This is a genomic window from Lysobacter capsici (assembly GCF_018732085.1).
GTDB lineage: Bacteria > Pseudomonadota > Gammaproteobacteria > Xanthomonadales > Xanthomonadaceae > Lysobacter > Lysobacter capsici_A.
The window spans coordinates 1,043,338-1,068,823 of sequence record NZ_CP076103.1; the positions used below are offsets into that span (position 1 = coordinate 1,043,338).

Below are 25,486 nucleotides of genomic sequence, written 5' to 3' on the forward strand. Positions count from 1 at the left end.
CCGTGCTCCGGCGCCGACGGGGCGAGCGCCTGGCCGTCGCGGCTCAATTCAATCCCCGCCGCGTGCCGGGGCGAAGTAAGCCGAGCTGTCCACGAATGCCTTGACCGCCTTGGGATCGGTGAACTCCAGCTCGATCATCCCTGCGATCGCGGCCGTCTTGTCGGCGGCCTTGCGGTAGTACGCATCGCAGATCGCATAGCCGACGTAATACCCCAGGTCGCGCACCTTGAAGGCGTTGTCGGTGTCGTTGTACAGCCAGCCGTCGGTGTTTTCGCCGTCCATCTGCTGGACGAACGCGGCCTTGATCGCGGTCTCGTTGGCCGGGCCGTACTCGACGTACGGCAGCTGCGGCTTGCGGCCGGTGACCCGTTCGGCGACGAAGTCGGCGACGCCTTCGTACAAGGCTTGACCCAGCAAGGTGCTGCCGGGGCCGCGCTGTTGCGTATGCACGAACTCGTGCATGGCCAGCAAGCTCATGGTCTCGAACGGTCGGCTGCGGAAGTAGGTGGCGAGCCAGTCGCGCATCTTGGGCGGCATGTCCGAGGTATCGACGCTGTCGTCGCCGGTGGCGAGTTCGGCGCCTATCAGCACCTTGTCGTCCTGGGTGGTGCCGCTGGACTTCAGCGCTCCGATCGCGATGTAGATGGCGGCCGGCCGCAAGCGCGGATACAGGGTCTGGAACTTGCGCAGTTCCGGTTCCAGTTCGGCGATCGCCGAGCGCGCGCGCAGGGTGTGCGGCCGGACCGAGGTCCAGTAACGCGGATAGGCGCGGATGGCGTCGACATACGATTGCGCGGTGTAGCCTTTCACCGCCATGAAGGCTTTCAACCCGGCGGTGCCCCGGTCGATGTAGCGGCGTTGCAGGATCTGCACCTGCCGCGCCGGGTCGTCGGTGGTGAGCGCCTCGTCGTAGGCGTCCCAGAAATGGTCGATGTCGGTGGAAGACACGGTCGGTCGATGAATCGTCTCGCTGGCCGGCGCCGCTACGGCGGCGCCGGAAAGCAGGAAAACGATCAGCGCAAGGCTCAGCGAACGCGGGATGGTCATGCGGCCTGTCAACGTCGGGACGGTGGATGGCTGCATTGGATGCGTCGAGCCGGCATTGGGTTTAGCCGGCGACGGGATCGCGGCGACGCGTCCGGCCATCGACGCAGGGGCTTCGACTCAGGGATGGGCCAGCAGCCGTTCGCGCAACGCCGCATAGTCGGCCGCCATCGCTTCGGCCGAGGCCGGCCGCGCCAACGACTGCGCCAACGCCGGCGGCGGGTCGACCGCGTGCCCGACCAGCGGCTCGACGATGCTGTCGAACTTGGCCGGATGCGCGGTGGCGACCACCGCCCACGGGCGTTCGTCGCCTTGAACACGCAGCGTTTCCAGCACGTGCAGGCCGGTCGCGGTGTGCGGGCAGGGCACGATGCCGTGGCGTTGCGGCGCGGCGCGGATGGTTTCGACGATGGTGGCGTCGTCGACGCCGTCGGCATGAATCGCCGCGCGCAGTTGCGCATCGTCGCGATGCCAGTGGCGCAGGCGTTCGAAGTTGCTCGGCGCGCCCACGTCCATCGCGTTGGCGAGGGTGGCGCGGGTCGGCTGGGCGGCGTAGTCGGCGCCGGCGAAGTAGCGCGGCAACGTGTCGTTGGCGTTGGTCGCCAGACGGATCTCGCCGATCGGCAGGCCCATGCGCTTGGCCACCAGCGCGGCGCAGGTGTTGCCGAGGTTGCCGGTGGGGATGATGAAGTTGAGCGGTTCGCCGCGCTGCGCGTAGTGATGCGATGCCGCGTGGGCGTAGTAGGCCGCCTGCGGCAGCAGACGGCCCAGGCTGATGCTGTTGGCCGAGCTCAGCGGGCGTCGCGCGCGCAGGTCTTCGTCCGACAAGGCCTGCTTGGCCAGGCGCTGGCAGGCGTCGAAATCGCCGTCGACGCGCAGCGCCTGCACGTTGTCGCCCCAGCAGCCCAGGCCGTGCGCCTGGCGCGGCGAGACCCGACCGTCGGGATAGAGAATGACCACGTTGAAGCCCGGGCGGCGATGGAACGCGGCGGCGACCGCGGCGCCGGTGTCGCCGGAGGTGGCGACCAAGATGGTGGTGGGCGCCTCGCTGTGCGCTTTCAGTCCGCTCAGCGCCTCGGCCAGGAAGCGCGCGGCATAGTCCTTGAACGCGGCCGTGGGGCCGTGGAACAGCTCCAGCAGCCAGTCGTCGGCGCGCGCGAGCGGGCGCAGCGGGGCGTCGAACGAATACGCGCGCGCGCAGATCTCGGCGAGGTTCGGCTTCAGTGCGGAGTGTTCGAAATAAGGCGCGAGCACGGCATGCGCGGTGTCGGCCAGCGACGTGGTGTCGAGCGGTTGCGTCAGCGTCGGGAGGTACTCGGGGATGTACAGGCCGCCGTCGGGCGCGAGGCCGGCCGACAGCGCCGCGTCGATGGCGGTGGGCGGCGTTCGTCCGCAGGTGCTGAGGAAGTTCATGGTCGGTCTCTTGGGGGAGGCGGCGTTGGGGGGCTTGGAGCTAGGAGCAAAGAGCTAGGAGCAAAGAGCGAGGAGCTGAGCTAAGAGCTAAGAGCTAAGAGCTAAGAGCTAAGAGCTAAGAGCTAAGAGCAAATCCCCCCTAGCCCCCCTTTTTCAAAGGGGGGAAGCGTTAGGTGGGGACGTGGTGATGGGGTGGTGCGCAGATACGAGTGAGCGCGTCGAGCGGCGCGTTGGATGGGCGGGCGGCATCAAGTGCGCGCAGAGCCGTTCCCCCCTTTGAAAAAGGGGGGCTAGGGGGGATTTGCTTTCCCCCCAAAGCCACCGCGCTCGCCCACATCAACCGATCACATCCGCGCGCGGCCCGCTCACCGCCGTGACATAAGCGCGCGAATCGAAGCCCGCATCGGCGAACGCGGCGCGCATCGCCGGCGCGGCGACGCTGGCCTGCGCCCTCGATGCGAACCAGGCGAAGCAGCTCGGGCCGGCGCCGGAGATGCTCGCGCCGAGCGCGGCGTGATCGAGCGCGGCGGCCTTGACCGCGGCGAACCCGGGAATCAGCGGCGCGCGGCGCGGTTCGACCAGCAGATCGACCAGGCCTTCGCGCAGCAGTTGGGTGTCGCCGCGTTGCAGGCCGGTCAGGAACAGAGCCAGGTGCGCGCTTTGCTTGACCACCAGCGACAGCGGATACGGATCGGCCAGCACCGCGCGCGCGCGGCGCGTTTCCAGGACCTGATCGGGATGCACCACCACCGCGTACAACCAGTCGGGCACCGACAACGCAATCATCCGGGTCGAGGTCGCCATCACCACGCCGCCGAGCAGCATCGGCGCGACGTTGTCGCCGTGGCGGCTGCCGCTGGACACCGATTCGCCGTCGAGCGCGAATTCGTACAGCGCATCGCGCGACAGCGGCTTGGCGAGCAAGGCATTGGCCGCTACCAAGGCCGCGACGCACGAGGCCGCAGAACCGCCCAGCCCCGAACCCAGCGGAATGCCCTTGTCCAGCTCCAGTTCGAAGCCATGCGCAAGCCCGAGCTTGGCGCGCAGACTGATCAAGGCCTGGCCCGCGGTGTTGCGTTCGGCCTCCAGCGGCAGCGAATCCGCGCCGGGCACGTCGCCGCGGATCGCGCGGATGCGCACCACCGGTTCGTCGATGCGCCGCACCGTGGCGACATCGCGCGGCCCGTCGATCGAATGGCCGAGCACGTCGAACCCGACGCCGATGTTGCCGACGCTGCCGGGCGCGAACGCGCGCGCCTGCTGCGCGTCGCTGGCGATGGCGTCGGAACGGGCGGGTGAAGCGGGCGAGGCTGCGCTCATGCACGAGCTCCGAGGGTTTGCGCGATCGTCAACAGGTCGCCGAACACGCCGGCGGCGGTGACATCCGGGCCCGCGCCGGGGCCCTGCACCACCAGTGGATTATCCGCGTAACGGCGGGTGCGGAACTGGATCAGGTTATCGGTCAGCGCGCCGTGCAAGGACGCATGCCCCGGCGGCGGCGAGACCACGCCGACGCTGGCGCGGCCGTCGCGATCGAGGCGGGCCAGATAGCGCAGGCTCAGTCCGGCCGCGCGCGCGGCGTCGAAGCGTTGTTGCAGCGGTGCGTCGAGTTCGTGCAGGCGTTCGAAGAATTCGTCCTTCGACACCTCGCGCAGCGATTCGGGCACCAGGCTTTCGACCTCGATCTGGTCCAGCGACAGCGAACGCCCGGCCTCGCGCGCCAGGATCACCAGCTTGCGCGCGACGTCGGTGCCGGACAGATCGTCGCGCGGATCGGGTTCGGTGTAGCCCAGCGCATGCGCCTCGCGCACCAGTTCGGAAAACGCGGTCTGGCCGTCGTAGCGGTTGAACAGCCACGCCAGCGTGCCCGACAGGATGCCTTCGACCTCGGTCAACTCATCGCCGGTGTCGAGCAGCGAGCGCAAGGTCTGGATGATCGGCAGGCCGGCGCCGACGGTGGCTTCGTAGCGGAACTGGCCGCCGTTGCGCGAGGCTTCGCGGATCGCTTCGTAGCGTTCCAGCGGGCCCGCGCCGGCGTGCTTGCTCGGGGTGACGATGTGGATGCCGGCGGCGATCCATTGCGGGTAGTACGCGGCGACCGCGTCGCTGCCGCTGCAATCGACGATCAACGCGTGCGGGATGTGCTCGGCGCGCACGTGTTCGGCGAAGCGTTGCAGGTCCAGCGTTTCGGCATCGGTTGCGAAATGTTCGCCGGCTTCGTCAAACGCCATCGCCCGCGGCGCCAGATGCATGCGGCGGCTGTCGGCGATCGCGCGCAGGCGCAGGTCGAGCCGCGAGTCGCGTTGGAAGCGCGGCTGCGCCGCGGCCAGTTGCGCGAGCAGTGCGCGCCCGACCTTGCCCGGTCCGATCAGGCCGAGCGAAATGCATTGCGGCGACAGCCAGAACGCCGAGTGCGCCGCGCGCAGCGCGCGGGTCGCGTCGCGCGCGCCGATCGCCACCGAGATGTTGCGTTCGCCCGCGCCCTGGGCGATCGCGCGCAGGTTGATGCGCGCCTTGGCCAGGCCGTCGAACAACTGCGCGGCGACGCCGGGCAGGCCGACCATGCCGTCGCCGACCGCGGCGAGCACGCAGATGTCGGGGGTGATGGTGACGTCCTGCGCTTGCCCGTCGGCCATCGCATCGGCGAACGCGGCCAGGATCGCGGCGCGTCCGCGCTGCGCCTGATCGGCGCGCACCGCGCAGCAGATCGAATGCTCGGAGGAACCTTGCGAGATCATCGTCACCGACACGCCGGCGCCGCGCAGCGCGCCGAACAGGCGCTCGGCGGTGCCGGGTACGCCGACCATGCCGTTGCCGACCAGTTCCAGCACGGCCAGATCGTGGACCAGGCTCAGGCCCTTGACCGGCGCGCCGTCGGCCTGCGAGTGCAGGCTGATCAGCGTGCCCGGCGAATGCGGGTTGCGGGTGTTGCGGATGCGCAGCGGAATGCCGCGTTGCTGCACCGGCGCGAGCGTCTGCGGATGCAGCACCTTGGCGCCGAAATACGCCAGTTCGCAGGCTTCGGCATACGACATCGACGGCAGGCAGACCGCGTCGGGCACCAGTCGCGGATCGGCCGACAGCACGCCGTCGACGTCGGTCCAGATGGTCAGCGCGTCGGCGTCGAACAGGTTGGCGAAGATCGCCGCGGAGTAATCGCTGCCGTTGCGGCCCAGGGTGGTGTCGCGGCCGTGGCTGTCGCGGGCGACGAAACCGGTGATCACCACATTGCGGCCGGCGTGCTGTTTTCGCCACGCGTCCAGGCGTTCGCGGCTCAGCGTCCAGTCAACGCCTACGCCCATTTCGCCGGGATGCACGACCAGTACTTCGCGTGCGTCGAGCCGGGTCCAGCCGGCCGCGTCGCCGCCGACCGCGGCCAGCATCAGATGCGACGACAGCACTTCGCCCAGACCGGGCAGGGCGGCGGCGAATTGCTCGTCGGCTTGCGCCGCGACCCGCTCGAGCGCGCCGCGCAAGGCATCGAATTCGGCTTCCAGCACGGCGCGGGTGGCGTGGCGGCGATGCGGGTCGAGCGAATCGGCGGTGTCCAGATGACGGCGGCGCAACGCGGCCCAGGCCGGCGCCCAGTCCTGGCCGTCGCGGGCGGCCGCGACCAGGGCGACCAGGGCGTCGGTCACGCCCTGCATCGCCGAGACCACGGCGATGCGATGCGGCGAGCCGTCGTCGAGCAGGCCGACCGCGACCCGGTAGCGATCGGCATCGGCCAGGCTGCTGCCGCCGAACTTGTGGGCGTGGCGCGTCGGCGCCAGCGCGGCGGCGGATGCGAACGGAGCGACCGCCGCGGCGGCGGGCGTCAGTGCGGCGGAAAGGTCTGCCTGGGCTTCGGACGGCTCAGCCTCGACCACGTCGGGCTGGGCATCGAAAGCGGCTTGGTGCGGTGCGGACGACATGGAAAGCTCCTGGTGGAGCTCCGCGTCCCGACTCGGGTGAGGCCAGCGGCCCGCACCCTGGTCGGGTGCGGAGCGGCGTGGTCTGTTAGCTGGACACGCCCGTCCGCACCCCTGTGGGAGTGGTACCGGTACCGGTGGTGGTAATCGACATCGACGCTACGCGCGAACCCCAGCCGGTGGGCTGGGTCGAGGCGTTGCGGTCGATGGCGAAGGCGGGGTGCATGGGCTAGCAATAACCCGCCGTTGTGCGGCGCGTCAAGAGGCAATCGAGGGGAATGTGGCGGACGGCGGGTTCGGCCGGTGGTGCGTGGTGTAGTTGTTACACCTGAAACCTGTCGATGCGGTATTTGTAGTGTCGTGGTCGCGGCTTGCGCCGCTCCTACAGTCGCCCCCTGTAGGAGCGGCGCAAGCCGCGACCGCGATAATTCGCTGACGACGCAATCAACCGACCCCATCGCCGCACGCACGATCGCTTCGCGCATGCGGTCTCCTCGCCTATTTCCTCAATCGCCTGTTCCCTTAGCGACTGTACGTAGCCGTAATCGTAGCCCGCCCCAGCGCATCGCCCTTGATCATGAACGCCGCCAGCGTGGCATTGGCCTTCGCATCGATCTTGAGTTTGTCGCTCTTGAGCGCCCACACCGAAAACTCATAGCGATGGGTCTTGCCCGGCAGCGAGCACGGCCCGCCGTAACCGGGACGGCCGTAGTCGTTGCGGGTCTGCACCGCGCCGGGCGGCAGGGCGGCGGCGCCCTCTTTCAGCTCGGTGGTGCCCGCCGGCAGATTGACCACGATCCAGTTCCACGCGCCGTTGCCGCCGGGCGCATCGAGGTCCTGCACGGTGACCGCGAAACTGCGCGTGCCGGCCGGCGGATTGCGCCACATCAGCATCGGCGCGAGGTTGCCGCCCTTGCAGCCCAGTTCGGGGTAGGCATGGCGGATGCTGATGCGATCGCCCTCGTGGATGTCGATGCTTTCCAGCACGAAATCGGCGGCGTGCACGAGCGGCGACAGCAACAGCAGCGACAGCGGCAGAACAAGGCGGCACAGCGATTTCATGGCGATCCGATCCGATGGAATGAGTGGTTGGAAGCAGCGCGCGCGGGCCGCGCGCGACGGGCGGATTATGGCGGGCAAACGCGCGGTTCAGGTCGATGGCGACGACGCCGCGTGCGTTCGACGTGCGCTGCGCATGCGCCGAAACCCATCGCGACGAATTCGCGATACGTGAATTTCATACTGAATTCATGTGGTTTATCCACTCGATGAACTCGCGCGCTGCCGCGTCATCGGTTCCATTCCGCGGCGAATGTTGCAACAGGATGTCAGAACTGGAGAAACAGTCTCACTTGAAACCATCGGAACGGACCTGCGTCGCGCGACACGGCATGCCCCGGCCTCCAGAGTTTTCGCTGCTCGCATCACCACTGAGCGACGGATGCGAACGATCGACCCACCACGCGACGCCGGTCCGCCGACGATACGGAGCGGTGCGCGACGCTCGCTCATTCAATCATCGGGAGCAAGGCAATGAAGGCGATTTCGGGAGCAAGAACGACGCTGTTGGCGGGTTGCGTGCTGATCGCGATCTGCGGCGGGGCGGCAGCGGCGGAACGCGGCGGGTTGTCGGGCGAGGATCTGGTCTATTCCTACGACGAGATGTTCGACTTCGACACCGACACTTATCTGGCCAAGCATGCGCCGCATCTGCGCAAGCATTCGGAAGAGATCTCGCATTGGGCCGGCTACAGCGGCATCAGCCCGAAAGTGCTGATCGCGTTGATGGAGCAGCAAAGCGGCGCGGTCAGCGCCAAGCGCGCGTCGAACCGTCCGTTCGGCAAGCTTGCCCGCGCCGACGGCTTCGGCGCGCAGACCCGCGAAGTCGCGCTGGCGCTGCGCGAGTCGTTGTACGAGCGCGATCCCGACGGCGCCAAGGGGCCGGTGACGCTGGCCCGCGCCAATCCGCTGCAGGCGCTGTTCGAACGCTCCGGCGATAGCGAACCGGCGGCCAAGCTGCGCGGCGACGGCGAATTCCAGCTGGTGTACGGCCGTTTGTTCAACGAGCCGCGCCAGGCCCGGCCGACCTCCGACCGCTTCGCCAAGGCCGGTCCGGACGTGCTGCCGCTGTCGCCCAACGGCCTGCTGCAGTTCCCGTTCCCGCGCGGCGCGCGCTGGCACGTCGGCGGCGCGCATACCAACACCGGCTCGGGCAATTACCCGATGTCCTCGCTCGACATGTCGCTGGGCGGCGGTTGGGGCAGCAACCAGAACGGCACCTGGGTGTCGGCGTCGGCGGCCGGTTCGTTCAAGCGCCATTCCTCGTGCTTCGCCGAAGTCGTGCATACCGGCGGCTGGTCGACGACCTACTACCACCTGATGAACATCCAGTACAACACCGGCGCCAACGTGTCGATGAACACCGCCATCGCCAACCCGGCCAACACCCAGGCGCAGGCGCTGTGCAACGGCGGCAGCTCGACCGGTCCGCACGAGCATTGGTCGCTCAAGCAGAACGGCAGCTTCTACCACCTCAACGGCACCTACCTGTCGGGCTATCGCATCACCGCGACCGGCAGCAGCTACGACACCAACTGCAGCCGGTTCTACCTGACCAAGAACGGTCAGAACTACTGCTACGGCTACTACACCAACCCCGGCCCGAACTGAGGCCCGTGCGTATCGCCCGCGTCCTCAGTCGCCCCACGGCGGCGGGGGCGCGGGCACCGGCCGGGTCAAGTCGAATTCGACCCGGAACAAGCGGCCCGGGCGCGCGAGTTCGTAAACGAAGCGCTGATCGTCGATCTCGATCGCCCATACGTTCGCGACCGAGACCTCGCGGCCGAGATTGCGAAACATGGTCTTGCTGTAGTCGTCGCCGGGGAATTCGTAGCGGCCGGCCTGCTCGCCGAGGATCAGATCGCCGCCGTACATCGTCATCGCATCGGGGCTGCCGTCGCGGTGGCGATGATCGTGCTTGAGGCGTGCGCCGCCGGAGAGGCGTTGAAACACCCAAGTGCGCGAGTGGTCGTCGCCTACGTGGAACGGGACGCGAATGGTGTCTGCTTGCGTGCAGTCGCGCACATGCATGACCAACTCGCGGCCTTGGAAGGTATCGTCGGTATTCGTCGGCGTATCGGCGACGATACGGCCGGCGAAGGCCTTGCCGCATAACGGCCTTAAACGTTCGAGGAGTTGTGCGCCCTGAGCGGCGGTAGCTTCGGTGCCCGGCGCGGGTGGGTCGAGCGGTGGGGGACTCATGGTGGCGCAGCTCCCGAGCGTGAAGGTAAGGGCGATGGCGAATGCGATGAACGCAGAGGTCGGACGGAGGGTCATGCCGGCACGCTAGCGGTTCGATGTGCGCCGGGCAATGCGGAGCGGTCAATCCTGATTAGCGTGTCGGGTTTCGGTGACAGCCACGCGCTTGCCGGCGTGATCGCACCGGATGAATTCGCGCCGCCTCGGGGGCTTTTGTGGGAGGGGCTTGAGCCCCGACGCCTTTCGGCCGGGTCGCGGTGATCTGAACGCAAGGCGTCGGGGCTGCAGCCCCTCCCACAAAAGATTTCGAGATTCCGTCGCTGGCGGGCCGACGGCGCGCCGCCGCGAGTTGCGTCCGAATTGGCGCCCACGGCCGTTTCCATGTCTAATGTGCCTTGAAGCGGGGGTACCGCGGCCCAGGGCCGGCGGTTGAGACAGTCCCTTCGAACCTGATGCGGTTGACACCGCCGTAGGGAAGCTTCGCCGGACGCGGCCATGCCGTGGCCGTGCGCCGCCCGCTTCGTCCCTGCTCGCCAGAGCGCACTCATGAGCCCCGCGCCATGAGTTTTTTACCAGGACGAATGCCAATGAATGCGGTGCCCTCGAGCAAGCAAGACCTGATTCAGCAAGCCGAGAAGCTGTCGGCCGACGTGACCCGTCCGATTCCCGGCTCGCGCAAGATCCACGTGCAAGGTTCGCGCCCGGATCTGCAGGTGCCGATGCGCGAGATCGAACTGGCGCGCACGCCGACCATCTTCGGCGGCGAAGACAACGTGCCGCTGGCGGTGTACGACACCTCGGGCGTCTACACCCAGACCGGCGCCAACATCGACCTGGTCGCCGGGCTGGCGCCACTGCGCGCGGCGTGGATCGCCGAACGCGGCGACACCGAAGCGCTGAGCGGGCTGTCGTCGGAATTCGGCCGCAAGCGCGAGCACGATCCCAAGCTGGCGCACGTGCGTTTCGGCAACCGGCCGCTGCCGCGCCGCGCGATCGGCGGCGCCAACGTCACCCAGATGCACTACGCGCGCCGCGGCATCGTCACTCCGGAAATGGAATACATCGCGATCCGCGAGAACCAGCGGCTGGAGTCGATCCGCGAAGCGCATCTGCTCATCCAGCATCCGGGCCAGAGCTTCGGCGCCAACATCCAGAAGATCATCACCCCCGAGTTTGTCCGCGACGAAGTCGCGCGCGGCCGCGCGATCATCCCGAACAACATCAACCACCCCGAAAGCGAGCCGATGATCATCGGCCGCAACTTCCTGACCAAGGTCAACGCGAACATCGGCAACTCGGCCGTTTCGTCCGGCATCGCCGAGGAAGTCGAGAAGCTGGTGTGGTCGATCCGGTGGGGCGCGGACACGGTGATGGACCTGTCGACCGGCAAGCACATCCACGAAACCCGCGAATGGATCCTGCGCAATTCGCCGGTGCCGATCGGCACGGTGCCGATCTATCAGGCGCTGGAAAAAGTCGACGGCCGCGCCGAGGAACTGACCTGGGAGATCTTCCGCGACACCTTGATCGAACAGGCCGAGCAGGGCGTGGACTACTTCACCATCCACGCCGGCGTGCTGCTGCGCTACGTGCCGCTGACCGCCAAGCGCGTGACCGGTATCGTTTCGCGCGGCGGTTCGATCCTGGCCAAGTGGTGCCTGGCGCACCACAAGGAAAATTTCCTCTACACCCACTTCGAAGACATCTGCGAGATCATGAAGGCCTACGACGTGGCCTTCTCGCTCGGCGACGGCCTGCGTCCGGGCTCGATCGCCGACGCCAACGACGCGGCCCAGTTCGGTGAACTCGAAACCCTCGGCGAGCTGACCAAGATCGCCTGGAAGCACGACGTGCAGACCATGATCGAAGGCCCCGGCCACGTGCCGATGCAGTTGATCAAGGAGAACATGGACAAGCAGCTCGAGGTCTGCGGCGAAGCGCCGTTCTACACCCTGGGGCCACTGACCACCGACATCGCGCCGGGCTACGACCACATCACCAGCGCGATCGGCGCGGCGATGATCGGTTGGTTCGGCACCGCGATGCTGTGCTACGTGACGCCGAAAGAGCACTTGGGCCTGCCGAACAAGGAGGATGTGCGCGAAGGTTTGATGGCGTACAAGATCGCCGCGCACGCGGCCGATCTGGCCAAGGGCCATCCCGGCGCGCAGGCGCGCGACAACGCGATGAGCAAGGCGCGTTTCGAGTTCCGCTGGGAGGACCAGTTCAACCTGGGCCTGGACCCGGAACGCGCTCGCGAGTACCACGACGAAACCCTGCCGAAGGACGCGCACAAGGTCGCCCACTTCTGCTCGATGTGCGGCCCGCACTTCTGTTCGATGAAGATCACCCAGGACGTGCGCGATTACGCCAAGGAGCACGGCGTGGAAGAGGTCGCGGCCTTGAGCGAGGGCATGGCGGAGAAGTCGGCGGAGTTTTTGGCGCAGGGTGCCGAGGTTTATCGGCGGGCATGAGCGGTTGTGGTCGGGCGCTGCCTTTGTGGTGGCGCCTTGTAGGTTTGATACCTGCGGGTTGTTTGCGGCGGGGCGTGCGGCAAAAAGCAAATCCCCCTCGATCCCCCTTTTTCAAAGGGGGAAGCGCTTCGGGTTGCGGCGCGGATAGCGGACACAGGCGATGCGTCGCGCGGCATCAGGGGGCGAGGATCACGCTGATCACGTCGCTCGTCATCGTTGCCTGATGATCGTTGTCTCACGGCTGATCGTTGTCTTACGAGTGCCAACTCACGAGCGCCGAGTCGATCTCACGGGCGCCAACTCACAAACCTTGACTCGATGCCCCCGCGAAGCCGCTTGTCTTCCCCCTTTGAAAAAGGGGGATTGAGGGGGATTTGCTTTTCGGAGCGGGACGACCTGTGCCCCTGTTCGTCATCAAGGCAGGCCGGGCAGTCGAAGGGCAAGGACCGAGCGGAGAAAATCGAGGAGTGAGAAATGCCCCAAAGCAGGGCATGCTTGCCTCGCTTTTACTCGCCACTCACTCCTCGCCACTCACTCCTCGTCACTCACTCCTCTCCACTCACTCCCCGCCGCCCCTCATGACCCAATACGCCACCCTCAAATGGCGCGTCATCGCGCGCCGGCATCCGTCCGCGTTCCTGCTCGCGGCGCAGTTGCTGAGCATGCTGGCGTATCCGCTGTTCGATCCGGCCGGCGGCGGGCGGGTGGTGTTCGGTGCGTTCGGCGTGCTGGTGCTCGCGCTGGCGGTGTGGGTGGTCAATCGCAGTCCGGCGATCAAGTGGATCGCCTGGCTGATCGCGGTGCCGGCGTTCGCGCTGTCGATCCTGTCGGTGGTCTACGCCAGTCCCGGCCTGTTGGTCCTGTCCTCGGCGCTGGAGGCGGCGCTGTATTTCTATGCGGCCTTCGCCCTGATCGGCTACATGATGAGCGATCACAAGGTCACCGCCGACGAACTGTTCGCGGCCGGCGCCACGTTCACGCTGTTGGCGTGGGGGTTCGCCTATGCCTTCCTGGTCTGCCAGGCGTGGTATCCGGGCAGCTTCGTCGGCGCCGAACGGCCGGGCGAGCCGCGCACCTGGATCGAGCTGCTGTTCCTGAGTTTCACCAACCTGTCGGCGGTCGGCCTGGGCGACATCCTGCCGATGAGCCCGGCGGCGCGGGTGCTGACCATGTTCGAGCAGTTCGCCGGGGTCGGCTACATCGCCGCGGTGGTGTCGCGTTTGATCGGGCTGACGATTCTGCGGCATGAACGGCGCTGAAACGATGCATGGGTTTGTTACGGATAAACACACCCGTGGCACAGTCTTTTGGAACGATACGTTTCGGCGTTTTGGCGCCTGAAACCGTCCGCGCGACGTTCTGGCAGGTCCGAGCCCGGCCGCCGGGCGTTAGAATGGGCGGCTAAAACACCCCGCCGCGGCGCGCTTTCCCGATCGCGCCACCGCGCCGTGCCGGATTTGCCGGTTTGTCATTCGTGTGACCTATGCGTTCAGGCACATGACCGGCATCGCGCCATTGCGCACCATCCACAGGATTCATGCCCCGCATTCACGAGCCAGCGACTTCGCCTCTGCCCGCCGAACATCTGCGGGTAGGCGATTGCGTGGTCGATATCCCGTTGCGCGAGATCCGCGCGCCGGGCGCGCGGCGGCCGCGCCGGATCACGCCCAAGACCATGGGCGTGCTGCTGGTGCTGGTCGACCACGCCGACCGGGTGGTGAGCCGCGATGCGCTGCTGGCCGAGGTCTGGCCGGACACCCTGCCGACCGACGACGTGGTGACCCAGGCCATCACCCAACTGCGCAAGGCGTTCGACGAAGACCGCGGTAACCCGCGCTACATCGAAACCATCGCCAAGAACGGCTACCGGCTGCTGGCGAAGGTCGAATGGCTGGTTCGCGAGAGCGCGCCGCGCGAGGCCGAGGCCGCCTCGGCCGTCGACAGCGACGCCGTCGCGGCCGCGGTCGCGCCGACCCCGGCGCCCGCGCCGCTCGCGCCGGTGCCGCTGCCGTTGCAACCGCAGTCGCGCGGCACCCTGGGCTCGATGATCGGGGTGATCGCGGCGGTGATCGTGCTGGTCGGCGGGCTGGTTTGGTGGTCGCTGGCGCGGCCGCCGCGCGCGGTCGACGCCGCCGCGCCGCCGGTCGACCCGACCCGGGTCGCCAGCACCGCCCGGCCGTACCGCCTGATCACCTCGATGCCGGGCTTCGAACTGGCGCCGACCCTGTCGCCCGACGCGGCGATGGTCGCCTACGTGGCGGTGCCCGACGGCCAGCGCGGCACCGCGATCCTGGTCCAGACCACCGACCAGACCCCGCCGCGCCAGCTGACCCGGCCCACCGGCCTGGCCGAGGACAGCGCGCCGGCGTGGTCGCCCGACGGCCGCTCGATCGCGTTCCTGCGGGTCGAGCCCGGGGTGGACTGCCAGGTCCTGATGATCGCGGCCAACGGCGGCGCCGAACGCGAGATCGGCCAATGCGACCCACGCAGCCCGCCGACCTTCGAATGGACGCCGGGCGGGCGCGGCTTGATCTTCGGCAGCATGCTGACCGCGCAGGGCATGGTCGGCATGCGCGTGCTCGACCTCGCCAGCGGCGAGTGGCGCGCGGTGCCGTACCGCTCCGGCACCGGCAACCTCGACCTGTCGCCGCGGTTCTCGCCCGACGGCCGCTGGATCGTGTTCCTGCGCAACAACCCGCAGGGCGACTTCTGGCGTTTGCCGGCCGAGGGCGGCACCGCCGAGCGGCTGAGCCAGCTGAGCGCCGACGTGCGCGGCTGGGATTGGCTGCCGGATAACCGCAGCATTCTGTTTGGCCGCATGATCGACGGCGATACCCGCATGTTCCGCCTTGATCTGGAAACCGGCCAGGCCCGCGACCTGGGCATCGAGTCGGCCCAGGCGCCGGCGGTCGCGGCCTCGCGGCCGGCCGCGGCCTTCGTCCAGCGCAAGCCGTACTTCGGCCTGTTCCGGGTGGTGCTCGGCGATACCTCCAAGGGCGCGGTCCACGTGGTCGACCCGCTGTTCCCGTCCTCGGCGCGCGACATGCTGCCGATGGTCGCGCCGGACGGCCGCCAGATCGTGTTCTTCTCCGATCGCTCCGGCAGCAACCATCTGTGGTGGGCCGACCTCGACCAGCCCGACTCGCTGCGCATGCTGCCGGGCGTGCAGCCGGGCACGCGTTACGCCTCGTCGTGGTCGGCCGACAGCACCCGGGTCACCGTGGTCGGGCCCGACAGCGAGGGCCGCAACGTGATCCACGAGATCGTCCCGGCTAGCGGCCGGGTGACCCGTCTGGCGGTGCCGGTGAGCGAACCGATCCAGGCGGTGCAACTGCCCGACCCGGACCGGCTGCTGGTCCTGGCCAGCGTCGGCGACGGCCGCCTGCAGCTGAACCTGTTCGACCGCCGGCGCTCGCCGTGGAAGCTGCTCGGCACGATCGAGGACGTGTCCGAGGTCCGGGTCGACGGCGCCCGCAACCGGCTGCTGTTCGCCCGCCAGACCCAGACCGGCCTGTGGCAGGCCGACCTGGCCCTGACCGCGTCCAGCGTGCGCCGCATCGACGACCGCGAACCGGTCGCCGAGCGCTACCGGCTGTGGGACGTGGCCACCCAGACCGGCGAATTGCGCTACCTCGACCAGCAGCCGACCTGCCTGGCGCTGCTGCGCCGGATCGCCAGCCCCGAGCTGCCGCCGTCGGTGCTGTGCCTGGACCAGAGCCGGCGCTCGGCGATCAACGGATTCAGCCTGAGCCCGCGCGGCGACACCGTGTATCTGGCCCTGGCCAAGTGGGACGGCGCTGATATCGGTTACATGGACCTGCCCGAAGAGCCGAAGACCTTCGTGCCGGGTTGGCTCAACTGATTGAATAAGAACGAAAAACCTCTTTCGGAAAAGCTTCGGTTGTGACGTCGTTCCGATTTCGGGTAACTCTCCGTCAAATTTCCGGCGCCGGTAGTCGTTGCGTAGGCAAATAAAAACCTCATTACCTGCAAATGAGGTGGACCAATGGAGCAAGCATTGTGGGCGGATCGTGGACAGCTGGTGCAGCTGGACGCGCAGGACCCCGCCATCCAAGCCAGTTGCGTCGGCGTCTCGCGGCTGGGCAGCGCGCAGCTGTCCGGTAGTCATTTCTCGATCTGGGTCCAGCTGCGCGGCAGCTCCTGGGTCGAAGCCAAAGAAGGCAAGTTCCGGCTCAAGCGCGGCGACTGGATCGCGTTCGAGCGCGACTCTAAGCCGGTCCTGCAAGCCGACCGTTACGGCGTGTGCATCGGCCTGAACCTGACCGCCGACGCGATCAAGGCCATGGCCCGTCTGGCCGACGCCAGCCTGTATGCCGGCCGCGGCCGCATGAGCCGTCATGACGCCCGCATCGCCCTGCGCCTGTGGCGCCAGGCCCACACCCGCAACGGCGAGGCCGACCTGGGCTTCGATTTCAACGCCCTGCGTCCGATCCTGCTGCACCTGGCCGGCGTCCAGCGCGAGCTGACCGCGCGCATCCAGCGTTGCCCGGGCCGCTCGCGCAGCCGCAAGCGCCAGGTGTTCGGCCGTCTGCAGCGCGCGCGTTTGTACCTGGAAGGCAATTGCGACCGGGTCGTGCGGATCAGCGAGCTGGCCGAGCTGACCAGCTTCTCGAGCTGGTACTTCTCCAAGACCTTCCACAGCCTGTACGAAGAAAGCCCGCAGGCCGCTTCGGCGCGGATGCGTCTGGAGCACGCGGCGGATCTGTTGAAGAGCACCTCGATGATGGTCGGCGAAGTCGCCGCCGCCAGCGGCTTCGACAACTGCTGCAGCTTCGCCCGCGCCTTCCGCGCCCGCTTCGGCACCTCGGCGACGCGTTACCGCAGCGCCGCGGCGAACGCCAAGCTCGAAGCGGTCCGCGCGGCCGCGCCGGTGCGCAAACTGGCGGCGTGAATCATCGCCGCCGGCAGGCGGCAGCGGCAGATCCACGCGAGCGCGGTTGCGGCGGCACCCTCGAACAACCCGCCCTCTCCCACGTAGGCAAGGTTCCGGCTTCATCCCACTCAGGCACCCCGCGTCGCGTATGACACGCCGAGGTTTCGCAAGCGCCACTGGCGCTGTGAACCTCGGCGTTGTCGTTTATGGGCATGGGGATTGCGGTGGCTGCCTCGTGTTTGCCGTGCGACTGCCGGCCGCCATGTAACCATGCCTTCGCGACTGTCTTCCACGACCGTCATTCCCGCGAACGCGGGAATCCAGTGGCTTTGATCTGTCGACGCTGGCCGCTCGGCTCGGGTGCCGTCTCCACCTGACCGAACGTCGCTGGATTCCCGCGTTCGCGGGAATGACAGGCTTATGGGTGCGTGAGCGTAGGCGGGAGAAAAAGTCGAAGGGAAGCGGTGGAAAGCGGAAGTAGCAACGCGCGTGATAGCGCGATCGACATTGCCGGCCACTATTCGAATGCTGCTGCTCGTGGCTGCTCGTGGCTGCTTGCGTGGAGCGCGTGGACCCGGACCTGCCGCCACCGCCCACACATCGGCCGCTCCCACCGCGCGCCCAAAAAATTAGCGCTCGCGCAACTTCACGGCCTCATCAACCCCGCATCCATCGCATCGCATTCCAGCATGCGTTCGAATCCGCGCAGCACAACGCAGGAATGAACGACCGCCTAACGCGGCTTGCGAGTTCTCGCAAAAAATATCGCCTCGTTTAAGCGCTATTTACGCTGCCGAACGAATGCAGGCGCACGCGATGAACGCATAGGCGCGCCATCGCAAACGATCGCATCGGATTCGGCAAAGCGCGCGATCGATTCGGCGATCGCCGCGCACGCGTATCGCAAAAACAAAAATTATTTGCAAGTCGAAATTCGCGAACGCGGCGCGATGCGTATCGACATTTCATGACGCGTATGCAGTCGGTTGCTAGGGCCGATTCGGCAAATTTTCCCGGCCCTCGCCGCAAAGCAGCATCGACACTTCGAACGTAATTTTGCTGAGCGTTTTAACACGCTCATAACGAGATCACTGGAGAGAGATAGATGAACCATCGCAGTCTGCGCCCGACGGCGCGGTACGGCTTGCTGCCGTCCGCTATCGCTGCGGCGTTAGTGTCGGCCTTCGTCCCCGCCATCGCGGGCGCACAGGAAGCCGACGCCTCCAATCAGGCGACCACCACGCTCGATCGCATTGAAGTCACCGGTTCGCGCATCCGCCAGGCCAGCCTGGAAACCGCGCAGCCGGTCGTCACCATGTCGCGCGCCGAAATCCAGAAGCAGGGTTTCACCAGCGTCGCCGACATCGTCCAGAACATCACCGCCAGCGGTTCGCCGGCGATCTCGCGCGCCGACGCACTGTCGTCGGGCGAAGAAGTCGGCGGCCAGTACGTCGACCTGCGCAACCTCGGCGCGCAGCGCACCCTGGTGCTGATCGACGGCAAGCGCATGGGCATCAGCTCGGCCGGTTTCTCCGACCTGGCCTCGATCCCCAGCTCGATCGTCGAGCGCATCGAAGTGCTGACCGACGGCGCGTCCGCGCTGTACGGCTCCGACGCCATCGCCGGCGTGGTCAACATCATCACCCGCAAGCGTTTCGACGGCCTGGAAGCCAGCGCCTACCTCGGCCAGTACGGCCAGGGCGACGGCAACAAGGAGGTCTACAACTTCGTCATCGGCCAGACCGGCGAGCGCGGTTCGATCACCTTGGGCGCGGAATACAGCAAGGAAGATCCGGTCATGGCCAAGGACCGTTCGATCACCCGTTACCCGAACGGCCGTGGTCATCCGTTCCCGACCGCCGACGACACCAACGGCTGGAGCCCGATCAACCAGTGGGGCACGCTGTTCGATTCGGCCGGTAACCCGCTGACCGCCAACCGCGGCACGACCAACACCAAGGATCGCAACAACTTCCACCCGACCGACGGCATCCTCGACCAGGCCAACGCCAACGAGCAGATGTACCTGGCGACCGGCCTGGAGCGTCGTTCGGTGTTCGCGAACGCCGAGTTCGACATCACCGACAACGTGCGCGCGAAGGCCGACGTGCTGTACACGGATCGCGAAGCGACCCAGCAGATCGCCGGTTATCCGTTCCGTTCCAACGGCTTCAGCAGCCGCTACGCGGGCGACCTGCGCCTGGACGGCAACAGCGCGTTCAACCCGCTGGGCTACGACGCCGACTTCTACCGCCGTGGCTGGGAAGTGCCGCGCCAGACCAAGTCCGAGCTGACCACCTACCGCTTCAGCGGCGGCCTGGAAGGCACGTTCGAGTTCGCCGGCAAGCCGTGGGATTGGGATATCGGCTACGTCTACAACCAGAACAAGGGCGTCAAGACCCAGACCGGCAACCTGTTCCTGCCGAACGCCGAGAAGGCGCTGGGCCCGTCGTTCATCGACGGCAGCGGCGTCGCGCGCTGCGGCACCGCGGCGGCTCCGATCGCCGGCTGCCTGGCCTGGAACCCGCTGCTGGGTCCGGACGTCAACGCGCCGGGTTCGATGAACAACAAGGATCTGCAGAAGTACCTGTTCCTGCCGACCCACGACACCTCGACCACCGAAACCCAGGTCTACAGCCTCAACCTCAGCGGCGTGCTCGCCACGCTGCCGGCGGGCGACCTCGGCATCGCGGCCGGTTTCGAACACCGCAAGGAATCGGCGCATTACTCGCCCGACGCGTTGCTCCAGTCGGGCCTGAGCACCAGCCTGGCCGGCAGCGAAACCCAGGGCGGCTACTCGCTCGACGAGTTCTACGTCGAACTCGCCGTGCCGGTGCTGTCGGATGTGGCCTTCGCGAAGGAACTGTCGTTCAACATCGCCGGCCGTTACTCCGACTACAACACCTTCGGCGACACCACCAACGGCAAGTTCAGCCTGAAGTGGAAGCCGATCGACGACCTGCTGATCCGCGGCACCTACGCGACGGGCTTCCGCGCCCCGACCGTGGCCGACCTGTACGGCGGCGTGGGCGAGAGCTTCGACAACTACACCGATCCGTGCGACACCGTGTTCGGCGCGGTCCGTGGCAACGCGCGTTGCGCCGCCGCGGTGCCGGTGAACTTCCGCCAGGCCGCGTCCGGCGGTTCGCCGGCGACCGGTCCGAACGCGCAGTCCAACACCGCGTTCCTGTCGGGTTCCAACCCGAACCTGATCCCGGAAACCTCGAAGTCGACCACGATCGGTTTCGTCTACAGCCCGAGCTGGATCGGCGGCTTCGACATCAGCCTGGACTGGTGGAAGATCAAGATCGACGACGTGATCGCGGCCGAGACCGTGACCTCGTTGTTGAACAACTGCTACGTGCTCGGCATCGACGAAGCCTGCAGCCGCTTCGTGCGTAGCACCAACCCGCGCAGCCTGGGCCAGGTGGTGGGCGTGACCCGCACCCTGATCAACGGCGGCTACCAGGAAACCGCGGGTTACGACCTGGGTATCGCCTACCGTCTGCCCGAGACCCGTTTCGGCAACTTCGCGTTCAACTGGAAGACGACCTACGTCGACTATCTGGAATACAAGCGCGACAGCGAGTCGACCACCCCGGTCGAGCAGCGCACCAGCTGGGTGGCCAACGACAGCGCGAACTTCCGCGTGCGTTCGAACTTCAACGCCGACTGGAGCCTGGGCGATTTTGGCGCGAGCTGGAACGTGCGTTACTACTCCGGTCTGAAGGAAGAGTGCGCGTACGACCTGGACGGCGGCCCGGAGTGCGACATCCCGGATTACCGTTCGGCGTACAAGGGTCAGGTGGGCGTGCGTGAAGTGGGTTCGAACACCTTCCACGACGTGCAGGTCCGCTACAACACCCCGTGGAATGCCACTGTGGCGGTCGGCGCGAACAACGTGTTCGACCACCTCGGCCAGACCATGTACAGCCAGCCGAACAGCAGCTTCAGCTACAACGGCAGCTTCGACATCGGCCGCTTCGTGTACATGAAGTACACCCAGCGTTTCTGATCTCGAATCAGGCGGTAATGTTTTGAGAACTACGGCTCCGGAAGGGGCCGTAGTTTTTTGTGGTCGGGAATGGGGAATGGGGAATGGGGAATCGTAAGAGCCAGCACGCGGCGATCTGCCGGATCGTGGCGCAAGCGCTCTTGCCTTTGCGATTCCCGACTCCCGACTCCCGATTCCCCATTCCCGACCGCAGCCCAACAAAAAAGCCGCCCCGAAGGCGGCTTTTTTGTTGGGCTGCGATCAGCGATCAGAAATTCGGCTTCTCGACCTCAGCGCCATACCGCTCGATCGACTCGACCAGAATCTTCTTGGCCTCTTCGGCGTTGCCCCAACCGTCGAGCTTGACCCACTTGCCCTTCTCCAGGTCTTTGTAGTGCTCGAAGAAGTGGCCGATGCGCTCGAGCCAGTGCGGGCTGACCTGGTCGATGTCGTGGATGTGGCTGTAACCGGCGAACACCTTGTCGACCGGCACGGCCAGGATCTTCTCGTCGCCGCCGGCCTCGTCGACCATGCGCAGCACGCCGACCGGGCGGCAGCGGATCACCGAACCGGGGATCAGCGGCAGCGGCAGCACCACCAGCACGTCGGCCGGGTCGCCGTCGCCGCAGACGGTGTGCGGGACGTAGCCGTAGTTGCACGGATAGCGCATCGGGGTCGAGAGGATGCGATCGACGAAGATCGCGCCGGAGGCTTTGTCGACCTCGTACTTGACCGGCTCGGCGTCCTTCGGGATTTCGATGATGACGTTGAGCTCGTGCGGCGGATTATTGCCGGTGGGAACGAGGTCCAGACCCATGTGTGCTCCGACTGCTGAGGCCCGCGCAGGTGCGGGCCGTGAAAGAAAGGGGTGGCGCATTCTACGCGGCCGGGTGTTGCATTGCAGCACACGCGAGCGGCCACGCGCGATCGGACCAGGGCGGGGCGTAGATGTGCAATCGTCGGCAAAGCCGCGCCTTCGTGCGCCGATCGGCGGCGAACCGCAGGGCAGCGACAGGGCAGCGCCGGTTCGGCCCGGGTCGCGTCCAAAAAACGCCAATTCGCCGTCCAATGCACCGCCGGCGCCCTTGGCGCGCCCGGCTTGCCGCTGCCCGCAGGCGGTGTTAATCCTGCATTTAGATCGATATAAATGCAGGGGCCGCGATGCAGTGGTGGCAGCACGTACAACACGAGTTGATCGGTTTCTTCGGCCTGGGGGCCTTGCTGCAGTTGCTGGCCGAGCATGGCTACCGGGCGTTGCTCAGCGCCGACGGGGCCGCGGCGCTGTTGTACCCGGTCATCCCGCTGCTGCTGGTGTACGAGCTGCTGCGCACCGTGGCCGCGCGCCGGTTCAAGCTGGAGGACTACAAGCTGCCGTTCCTGACCCTGCTGGCCAACCGGCTGATCGCCGCGTTCCTGACCTTCGGCGTGGTGACCTTGTGCATCGGCCTGTTCCAGCCGTACGCGCCGTTCCAGGTCGGCATCGGCGTGGTCGGGCTGATCTACGGTTACCTGGTGTGGGAGTTCGCCCACTTCGTCTACCACTTCCTCGCCCACAAGGTGCGGCTGCTGTGGTGCCTGCATTCGACCCACCACGCGCCGACCGCGATGAACCTGTCGGTCAACTACGCGCACTTGTTCCTGGAAGCGCCCTACGCCGACCTGGTGCGGACCACGATCTGCATCCTGGCCGGGGTCGAGCCGCCGCTGTTGCTGCTGATCATGTTCATCGACGGCCTGTGGGGGCAGTTCATCCATCTGGGCGAACACGCGCTCAAGGACGGACGCCTGGGCGCGCTGCACAGGATCATCCTGACCCCGGCCCACCATCGCGTGCATCACGCGCGCAATGAGCTCTACATGGACACCAATTTCTGCAACCTGCTCAATGTCTGGGACCGCGCGTTCGGCACCTATCAGCCGCAGCGCGACGATATCCGGATCGAGTACGGTATCACCCGGCCGATGAAGCCCGGCAGCTTTCTCGACGCTTACCTCGGCGAGTTCCATGCGCTGGCGCGCGACATCGCCAGGGCGCCTGGTCTGCGCAACAAACTGCTGTACCTGGTGATGCCGCCGGGCTGGAGCCACGACGGCGAACACAAGACCGCGCAGGCCAGCAAACGCGCCTGGCTGGCGCAGCAGGGGCTGCCATGAAGTTGCGGATCGTGTTCGTCGCGATGTTGCTGTGCGTGGTGTCGCTGCCGATCGCGACGGCCATTGCCGCGGACGCGGCGCCGGTCAATGTCGCCCTGCATCGCCCGACCACCGGCTCGGCGATCTGCAAGCCCGGCGAAGAGGCCGAGAAGGCCGTCAACGGCCTGGTCGCCAGCAAGACCCACGACAAGTTCTGTTCGCTGCTGCGGCCGGCCTGGCTGCGGATCGATCTGCAAGCCGAACGCACGCTGCGCGGCTTCACCGTCAAGCACGCGCAGGCCGGCGACGAGCCAGCGTCGATGAACACCCGCGCGTTCGCGCTCTCGGTGTCCCGCGACGGGGTGAACTGGCGGCAGGTGGTGAAGGTCGACGACAACGTCGAAGGCGTCAGCGTGCATCGCATCGCGCCCGTGCGCGCCCGCTATGTGCGCCTGGACGTCAGCCAGCCCGCGCAGGACCCGGCCGATCCGGCCACGCGGATCTACGAGCTGGAAGCGTGGTGAAGCCCCCCCGCCTGACCCTGGCGAACCCGGCGCGAAGGCCTGGCGAAAGGCCTGGCGAAAGGCCTGGGGCCGACCCTAGCGTGGGGTACGCCCTAGCTTGGACGGGCTACATACCGTGGCGTATCTAAGCCATTCGATCCCGTCAACGCAGGTCAGCCATGTCCGCTTCGCTCGACGCCGCCCGCTCCGCGACTTCCAACCCGCCCGAGCAGTACTGGGACAATCCGGCTTCGACCGATCCCAACCGCGAGACCGATACGGCGTCGCCCGCCCCGCTGCGGGCCATGGCCGAACCGCAGCGCGAGGCGATCGACGACGCGGTCGCGATCAACGGCGGCGATACCAATCCGCAGCAGCGCACTCAGGGCCAGACCCCCGACGGCAAGACCATCCAGATCGACCCGCTGCACCGGGGCGCGGAAGTCAGCATCGCCCGCGAGCAGACCCTCGCCGACGCCGGCCTGGGCCGCACCTACGTCAGCACCGACCAGGTCGTGCTGACCACCGGCGCCAAGAACGACGAGGTGCAGATCAGCCAGCGCGACGACGGCACGCTGGATGTCGGCGTCAACGGCGAAAAGTATGAGGTGCGCCTGGGCGAAAACCAGGAACTCACCCTCCGCAGCGGCGCCGGCAACGACACCATCAATGTCGCTCCCAACGTGACGGTCAACATCGTCGTCGACGGCGGCGCGGGCGACGACCAGATCGCCACCGGCGCGGGCAACGACCGCATCGACGGCGGCCTGGGCAACGACGAGATCAGCAGCGGCGCCGGCCGCGACGACGTGTTCGGCAACAGCGGCGACGATCGCCTCGATGCCGGCGCCGGCGACGACGTGGTTTACGGCGGCGACGGCGCCGATCGACTGGCCGGCGGCGACGGCGTGGACTTCCTCGAAGGCGGGCAGGGCAACGACACGCTCGAAGGCGGCGCCGGCAAGGACATGCTGTCGGGCGGCGTCGGCGACGACACCCTGCGCGGCGGCGAGGGCGACGACGCGGTCTATACCGGCGCCGGCAAGGACACCGTCGACAACCAGTCCGGCAACGACACCGTGTACGCGCAGACCGCGAGCGACGTGATCAACGCCGCGACCGGCGCGAAGAACACCGTGATCAACGTCGAGATCAGCTCGAGCAAGGGAGTGACCATCGAAGGCTCGGATGCGTTCAAGCAACGCGTCGGCGCGGAGATCGATTTCCTGCGCAGCTCGCCCAACGGCCAGCAGATGCTGACCCAGTTCGACCAGGCCGCCGCGCGCGGCAACAGCGTGACGATCAAGGAACTGGCCAACGAGCAGAACGGCTACGCCCAGACCTTCAGCAACGACGCCGACATTGTGAACGGCAAGCCCGGCGCCGGCGGCGACGTGCAGATCAGCTACAACCCCTCGTTCCACATGGACGCCTTCCCGGCGCCGGTGGTGGTGCTGTACCACGAGATGTCGCATGCCTATAACGGCGTGACCGGGACCTTCCAGCCGGGCACCTACCGCGGCACCGGCCCGGACAACGGCCAGGTGCCGAACGCCGAGCGCCAGGCGGTGGGCCTGGAAACCAGCGCACCGGCCTACGACTTCGACGGCGATCCGAGTACGCCCAAGACCACGGCCAATCCCGATCAGCTGACCGAGAACGGCTTGCGCGGCGAGCTGGGGCTGCCGGATCGGCCGAGTTATTCGTTGTAAGCGTTCCGGTCGGTTGCACGGCCTTCCCATATCGCCATGCATGAAGCGCACGGTGGCCGTCGTGGGTCAGCGTGCGTCTTTGTGGCCGCAAAGATCGCCGATCGGCCGGTTTGACACTGTTCTTGGGCTGGCGTATCACCTGTCCAGACTTGC

At 67.1% G+C, this 25,486-nt stretch carries 18 protein-coding genes and 1 riboswitch; of the genes, 10 read left to right on the top strand and 8 right to left on the bottom strand.

The genetic code is table 11. The features are described 5' to 3' along the window. Positions 1–48: 48 nt before the first annotated feature. From KME82_RS04250 to KME82_RS04270, 5 genes are all read right to left on the bottom strand, one after another. Positions 49–1,047 (bottom strand): DUF2268 domain-containing putative Zn-dependent protease, encoded by a 999-nt coding sequence (locus tag KME82_RS04250; protein WP_215497418.1) that lies wholly within the window; start codon positions 1,045–1,047, stop codon positions 49–51. Between the two features lie 117 nt (positions 1,048–1,164). Then, the gene (thrC, locus tag KME82_RS04255; RefSeq protein WP_215497419.1) at positions 1,165–2,457 is read right to left on the bottom strand and encodes a threonine synthase; all 1,293 of its coding nucleotides are present in this window, start codon (positions 2,455–2,457) and stop codon (positions 1,165–1,167) included. 336 nt (positions 2,458–2,793) lie between these two features. Then, positions 2,794–3,777, bottom strand: a complete 984-nt coding sequence (locus KME82_RS04260; RefSeq protein ID WP_215497420.1) for a homoserine kinase — start codon at positions 3,775–3,777, stop codon at positions 2,794–2,796. Next, complete coding sequence (thrA, locus tag KME82_RS04265; RefSeq protein WP_430538826.1) at positions 3,774–6,275, bottom strand: bifunctional aspartate kinase/homoserine dehydrogenase I; 2,502 nt, start codon at positions 6,273–6,275, stop codon at positions 3,774–3,776. Before thrA ends, KME82_RS04260 begins: the two co-directional genes overlap by 4 nt. Before the next feature lie 612 nt (positions 6,276–6,887). Beyond that, positions 6,888–7,427 (bottom strand): YbhB/YbcL family Raf kinase inhibitor-like protein, encoded by a 540-nt coding sequence (locus tag KME82_RS04270; RefSeq protein WP_215497422.1) that lies wholly within the window; start codon positions 7,425–7,427, stop codon positions 6,888–6,890. A 471-nt stretch (positions 7,428–7,898) separates the two neighbouring features. Between KME82_RS04270 and KME82_RS04275 the strand changes: the two genes are divergently transcribed. Continuing rightward, positions 7,899–9,035, top strand: coding sequence for a M23 family metallopeptidase (locus KME82_RS04275; protein WP_215497423.1), 1,137 nt, complete (start codon positions 7,899–7,901; stop codon positions 9,033–9,035). Positions 9,036–9,059: 24 nt separating this feature from the next. Here the strand turns inward: KME82_RS04275 and KME82_RS04280 are convergent, their stop codons facing one another. Both KME82_RS04280 and KME82_RS27010 read right to left on the bottom strand, forming a co-directional pair. Next, a complete protein-coding gene (locus KME82_RS04280; protein ID WP_252255624.1) occupies positions 9,060–9,626 on the bottom strand; it encodes a hypothetical protein in 567 nt (188 codons plus the stop codon). Between the two features lie 130 nt (positions 9,627–9,756). Continuing rightward, a complete protein-coding gene (locus KME82_RS27010; protein WP_430538793.1) occupies positions 9,757–9,921 on the bottom strand; it encodes a DUF6053 domain-containing protein in 165 nt (54 codons plus the stop codon). A gap of 94 nt (positions 9,922–10,015) precedes the next feature. Continuing rightward, a riboswitch (TPP riboswitch) is annotated at positions 10,016–10,117 on the top strand. Positions 10,118–10,210: 93 nt separating this feature from the next. Between KME82_RS27010 and thiC the strand changes: the two genes are divergently transcribed. The 6 genes from thiC to KME82_RS04310 all read left to right on the top strand — a co-directional run bounded on the left by thiC (position 10,211) and on the right by KME82_RS04310 (position 21,006). Continuing rightward, positions 10,211–12,097, top strand: coding sequence for a phosphomethylpyrimidine synthase ThiC (thiC, locus tag KME82_RS04285; protein WP_215497425.1), 1,887 nt, complete (start codon positions 10,211–10,213; stop codon positions 12,095–12,097). Positions 12,098–12,675: 578 nt separating this feature from the next. Then, positions 12,676–13,356, top strand: coding sequence for an ion channel (locus tag KME82_RS04290; RefSeq protein ID WP_215497426.1), 681 nt, complete (start codon positions 12,676–12,678; stop codon positions 13,354–13,356). A 278-nt stretch (positions 13,357–13,634) separates the two neighbouring features. Then, positions 13,635–15,959 carry a winged helix-turn-helix domain-containing protein gene (locus KME82_RS04295; protein ID WP_215497427.1) on the top strand — a complete coding sequence of 775 codons (2,325 nt, stop codon included), beginning with the start codon at positions 13,635–13,637 and terminating at the stop codon, positions 15,957–15,959. A gap of 144 nt (positions 15,960–16,103) precedes the next feature. Further along, positions 16,104–17,009, top strand: coding sequence for a helix-turn-helix domain-containing protein (locus KME82_RS04300; protein WP_215497428.1), 906 nt, complete (start codon positions 16,104–16,106; stop codon positions 17,007–17,009). Positions 17,010–17,734: 725 nt separating this feature from the next. Next, positions 17,735–17,962: a hypothetical protein gene (locus KME82_RS04305; protein ID WP_215497429.1), complete on the top strand. Its 228-nt coding sequence runs from the start codon at positions 17,735–17,737 to the stop codon at positions 17,960–17,962. 134 nt (positions 17,963–18,096) lie between these two features. After that, the gene (locus KME82_RS04310) at positions 18,097–21,006 is read left to right on the top strand and encodes a TonB-dependent receptor plug domain-containing protein (protein WP_215497430.1); all 2,910 of its coding nucleotides are present in this window, start codon (positions 18,097–18,099) and stop codon (positions 21,004–21,006) included. Positions 21,007–21,253: 247 nt separating this feature from the next. Here KME82_RS04310 and ppa read toward each other — a convergent pair whose 3' ends face one another. Beyond that, a complete protein-coding gene (gene ppa / locus KME82_RS04315) occupies positions 21,254–21,802 on the bottom strand; it encodes an inorganic diphosphatase (protein WP_215497431.1) in 549 nt (182 codons plus the stop codon). Positions 21,803–22,146: 344 nt separating this feature from the next. Here ppa and KME82_RS04320 point away from each other — a divergent pair, with 344 nt between their 5' ends. The 3 genes from KME82_RS04320 (at position 22,147) to KME82_RS04330 (ending at position 25,333) form a co-directional block, all read left to right on the top strand. Continuing rightward, positions 22,147–23,139, top strand: coding sequence for a sterol desaturase family protein (locus tag KME82_RS04320; RefSeq protein ID WP_215497432.1), 993 nt, complete (start codon positions 22,147–22,149; stop codon positions 23,137–23,139). After that, positions 23,136–23,642: a discoidin domain-containing protein gene (locus tag KME82_RS04325; RefSeq protein ID WP_215497433.1), complete on the top strand. Its 507-nt coding sequence runs from the start codon at positions 23,136–23,138 to the stop codon at positions 23,640–23,642. Before KME82_RS04320 ends, KME82_RS04325 begins: the two co-directional genes overlap by 4 nt. A gap of 158 nt (positions 23,643–23,800) precedes the next feature. Further along, positions 23,801–25,333: a M91 family zinc metallopeptidase gene (locus tag KME82_RS04330; protein WP_215497434.1), complete on the top strand. Its 1,533-nt coding sequence runs from the start codon at positions 23,801–23,803 to the stop codon at positions 25,331–25,333. The last annotated feature ends 153 nt before the right edge of the window (positions 25,334–25,486 follow it).

Excerpts from the sequence above, each read along its gene's own strand:
- KME82_RS04330 (WP_215497434.1), top strand. The coding sequence starts at position 23,801 with ATGTCCGCTTCGCTCGACGCCGCCCGCTCCGCGACTTCCAACCCGCCC.
- KME82_RS04295 (WP_215497427.1), top strand. The coding sequence starts at position 13,635 with ATGCCCCGCATTCACGAGCCAGCGACTTCGCCTCTGCCCGCCGAACAT.
- KME82_RS04275 (WP_215497423.1), top strand. The coding sequence starts at position 7,899 with ATGAAGGCGATTTCGGGAGCAAGAACGACGCTGTTGGCGGGTTGCGTG.
- KME82_RS04290 (WP_215497426.1), top strand. The coding sequence starts at position 12,676 with ATGACCCAATACGCCACCCTCAAATGGCGCGTCATCGCGCGCCGGCAT.
- ppa (WP_215497431.1), bottom strand. The coding sequence starts at position 21,802 with ATGGGTCTGGACCTCGTTCCCACCGGCAATAATCCGCCGCACGAGCTC.
- KME82_RS04270 (WP_215497422.1), bottom strand. The coding sequence starts at position 7,427 with ATGAAATCGCTGTGCCGCCTTGTTCTGCCGCTGTCGCTGCTGTTGCTG.
- KME82_RS04310 (WP_215497430.1), top strand. The coding sequence starts at position 18,097 with ATGAACCATCGCAGTCTGCGCCCGACGGCGCGGTACGGCTTGCTGCCG.
- thrC (WP_215497419.1), bottom strand. The coding sequence starts at position 2,457 with ATGAACTTCCTCAGCACCTGCGGACGAACGCCGCCCACCGCCATCGAC.
- KME82_RS04320 (WP_215497432.1), top strand. The coding sequence starts at position 22,147 with ATGCAGTGGTGGCAGCACGTACAACACGAGTTGATCGGTTTCTTCGGC.
- KME82_RS04300 (WP_215497428.1), top strand. The coding sequence starts at position 16,104 with ATGGAGCAAGCATTGTGGGCGGATCGTGGACAGCTGGTGCAGCTGGAC.
- KME82_RS04280 (WP_252255624.1), bottom strand. The coding sequence starts at position 9,626 with ATGAGTCCCCCACCGCTCGACCCACCCGCGCCGGGCACCGAAGCTACC.
- KME82_RS04260 (WP_215497420.1), bottom strand. The coding sequence starts at position 3,777 with ATGAGCGCAGCCTCGCCCGCTTCACCCGCCCGTTCCGACGCCATCGCC.
- KME82_RS04325 (WP_215497433.1), top strand. The coding sequence starts at position 23,136 with ATGAAGTTGCGGATCGTGTTCGTCGCGATGTTGCTGTGCGTGGTGTCG.
- KME82_RS04250 (WP_215497418.1), bottom strand. The coding sequence starts at position 1,047 with ATGACCATCCCGCGTTCGCTGAGCCTTGCGCTGATCGTTTTCCTGCTT.
- thiC (WP_215497425.1), top strand. The coding sequence starts at position 10,211 with ATGAATGCGGTGCCCTCGAGCAAGCAAGACCTGATTCAGCAAGCCGAG.